Genomic DNA, 3,031 nt, shown 5'->3' with positions numbered 1-3,031 from the left:
CCGGGTGCTCCGTGGGGGAGCACCCGGCCGATCGCGTGGCCGCGGACCCGGTCAGCGCGGGGCGCGGCCGGCGCCCGAGGCGAGTTCCTTGGCGGCCTCGGTGAGGTCCTTCGCGGTGTCGATGGCCCGCCAGTAGACGCCCTGCGGCAGCTGGTAGCCGGCCAGCCGCTTGCCGCGGGCCAGCTGCGGGAAGGTGGTCCGCTCGTGGTCGCCGACGTCCGGCAGCAGCTCGGCGAACTCCGGGCTGAACACGTAGAGGCCGGCGTTGATGAGGAACGGCGACGGCGGGGCCTCGATGAAGTCCAGCACGTTGCCGAACTGGTCGGTCTCCACGGCGCCCCACGGGATCCGCGGACGGGCCAGCGCGAGGGTGGCGACGGCGTCCCGCTCGTGGTGGAAGGCGGCCATGTCGCGCAGGCTGAACCTGGTCCAGATGTCGCCGTTGGTGGCGTACCAGGGCTCGTCGGGGCGGGGCAGCGCCTTGGCGGCGTACTTGAGCCCGCCGCCGCGGCCGAGCGGCTCGGCCTCGACCACCGTGCGGACCCGCAGCGGCAGGTCGGCCTTGTCGAGCCAGTCCTCCAGCACGTCCGCGAGGTGGCCGCAGGAGATGACCACGTCGGTGACGCCCTCGGCGGCGAGCCAGGCCAGCTGGTGGCCCAGGATCGGGGTGCCCGTGCCGGGGATCTCGACCAGCGGCTTGGGGCGGTCGTCCGTGTAGGGGCGCAGCCGGGAGCCCTGGCCGCCGGCCAGGATGACGGCCTGCGTCACCGGCACCGGGCCGGGGGCGGGGACGTGCGGGGGAGTGGCCGTGGGGCCGGAATCAGCGGTCATGGCTGAACAATAGGCGCACCCGCCGCGGGGCCCGTCCGGTCGGCCCGGGCCTGCCAGACCTGTTCGGTCAGCTCGCCGCGCCGGCGGCGAACGAGCCGTCGCAGACCGGGCGGGCGAAGGAGCGGGCCCGCTGGACGTCGCCCTGGTACTTGCGCACCGCGGCCTTGCCCAGCTCGGTGGCGAGCGAGGTGCAGTACGGCGTGAGCGCGGGCTGCTCGCGCATCGAGCGCTCCAGCAGGTCGAGCGCGCTGCCCGGGTTGTGGGCGCGCAGCTCGTCCAGGAGCGTGACGCGCAGCGCGTCCTGCGGGGCGAGCCCGTCCTGGCTCGGCCCGGTGCCCGCCGTCCGGCCGATCCCGGCGCCGTCCCCGCTGGACGCCGCCACCACCTGCTGGTGCAGCGAGGTCGGCGGGGCCCACGGCACCCTGGTCACGGCGAGGGTGCCGGTGGTCACCAGGACGACGGGCAGGGCGAGGGCGATGGTCTGGCCGATGCGGCGAACTAGCTGCTTCACGCCCAGGAGCGTAGCGGTGTGTAGGGCCTTCCTCGCCCTCCGTTACACCATTGAGTGACACGATGTCCCGGTTCGTCCCGGCACCGTGTTGACGCCCGTCACCCGTCGGAGTGGCCGTGAACGGCGGGAGCCCCGTCGTACCGGATGACGGTCCGACGGGGCTCCGCGGTGGGCCGGGGTGCCTCGGGAGGGATCAGTTGGAGAGGCGGGCGCCGGTGCTGGTGGAGAACACGTGGGTCTCGTTGGCGATCGGCACCACGTGGATGGTCTCGCCGCGGGCCGGGATCTGGCGGCCGTGCACGCGGACGACCAGCTCCTTGTCCTCGCCGCCGATCTTGGTGGTGCCGTACACGAAGCCGTCGGAGCCGAGCTCCTCGACCACGTTGACGGTGACGGCCACGCCCTCGATGCCGCCGCCCGGGACGATCTCGAAGTGCTCCGGGCGGACACCGACGGTCACGGTCTTGTCGGTGCCGGCGCCGGACAGGTCCTCGCGCGAGATGTTGACGACCGAGCCGCCGAACTTCACGCCGCCGTCGACCAGCGGCACCTCGACCAGGTTCATCGCGGGCGAGCCGATGAAGCCGGCCACGAAGAGGTTGGCGGGCTTGTCGTACATGTTGCGCGGAGTGTCGACCTGCTGCAGGATGCCGGCCTTGAGCACCGCGACCCGGTCGCCCATGGTGAGCGCCTCGGTCTGGTCGTGGGTGACGTAGACCGTGGTGATGCCCAGGCGGCGCTGCAGGCCGGCGATCTGGGTGCGGGTCGAGACGCGGAGCTTGGCGTCCAGGTTGGACAGCGGCTCGTCCATCAGGAAGACCTGCGGCTCGCGGACGATCGCGCGGCCCATCGCGACGCGCTGGCGCTGACCGCCGGAGAGCGCCTTCGGCTTGCGGTCCAGGTAGTCCGTCAGGTCGAGGATCTTGGCGGCCTCCTCGACCTTGGTGCGGATCTCGGTCTTGTTGACGCCGGCGATCTTGAGCGCGAAGCCCATGTTCTCCGCGACGGTCATGTGCGGGTACAGCGCGTAGTTCTGGAACACCATCGCGATGTCCCGGTCCTTCGGCGGCAGGTGGGTCACGTCGCGGTCGCCGATCCGGATGGCGCCGCCGTTGACGTCCTCCAGGCCGGCCAGCATGCGGAGGCTGGTCGACTTGCCGCAGCCGGAGGGACCGACCAGGACGAGGAACTCGCCGTCGGCGATCTCCAGGTCCAGCGAGTCCACCGAGGGCTTGGTCGCCCCGGGGTAGACACGGGTCGCCTTGTCGTACGTCACAGAAGCCATGGCTGTGCTCTCCTCCACCGGCAGGAACGTGCCGGACGATCCGAGTAAAGGTGGGTGGTACCGCTTCCACCGGCCCGCCCCAGTGGTCTGAACCACTGCGCGAACCGACTCCCGGCGACGCTACCTGCGCGTCCGCCGCTTGTCAGCCCCCGGCCGCCCCGATTTAGGCATCGGTTCCATCACGCCCGTCCCACCCGTCCACCCCCCGGATATCCCCCCACCGCCCTCGCCCCGCCCGGTAGACTGCCCCCGGTGCCGCCGTGACCTCGTCGCGGACGGTCACCATGCCTCCTTAGCTCAGCTGGCCAGAGCACCGCTCTTGTAAAGCGTAGGTCGTCGGTTCGAATCCGACAGGGGGCTCCGCAGGTCCCGCCACGAAGGCCCCCCGGCATGCAGCCGGGGGG

The 3,031-nt window shown here is 72.1% G+C and carries 3 protein-coding genes and 1 tRNA gene; 1 reads left to right on the top strand and 3 read right to left on the bottom strand.

The window, feature by feature from the left end; all coding sequences use genetic code 11:
* Positions 1-51 precede the first annotated feature (51 nt).
* The 3 genes from ABD308_RS30170 to ABD308_RS30160 all read right to left on the bottom strand — a co-directional run bounded on the left by ABD308_RS30170 (position 52) and on the right by ABD308_RS30160 (position 2,627).
* Positions 52-831: a nucleotidyltransferase family protein gene (locus ABD308_RS30170; protein ID WP_344341848.1), complete on the bottom strand. Its 780-nt coding sequence runs from the start codon at positions 829-831 to the stop codon at positions 52-54.
* A 67-nt stretch (positions 832-898) separates the two neighbouring features.
* On the bottom strand, positions 899-1,342 hold the full coding sequence (locus ABD308_RS30165; protein ID WP_344341845.1) for a hypothetical protein: 444 nt from the start codon (positions 1,340-1,342) through the stop codon (positions 899-901).
* 193 nt (positions 1,343-1,535) lie between these two features.
* Complete coding sequence (locus ABD308_RS30160) at positions 1,536-2,627, bottom strand: ABC transporter ATP-binding protein (RefSeq protein WP_344341842.1); 1,092 nt, start codon at positions 2,625-2,627, stop codon at positions 1,536-1,538.
* Between the two features lie 286 nt (positions 2,628-2,913).
* On the opposite strand from ABD308_RS30160, the gene ABD308_RS30155 reads away from it, so the two are divergent.
* Positions 2,914-2,987: transfer RNA gene (locus ABD308_RS30155), tRNA-Thr, on the top strand.
* Positions 2,988-3,031 lie beyond the last annotated feature (44 nt).

Source organism: Kitasatospora putterlickiae, assembly GCF_039527695.1.
Classification (GTDB): domain Bacteria; phylum Actinomycetota; class Actinomycetes; order Streptomycetales; family Streptomycetaceae; genus Kitasatospora; species Kitasatospora putterlickiae.
Note: the sequence above shows the minus strand (reverse complement) of the source record. Positions and strands in the feature narration are given on the sequence as shown.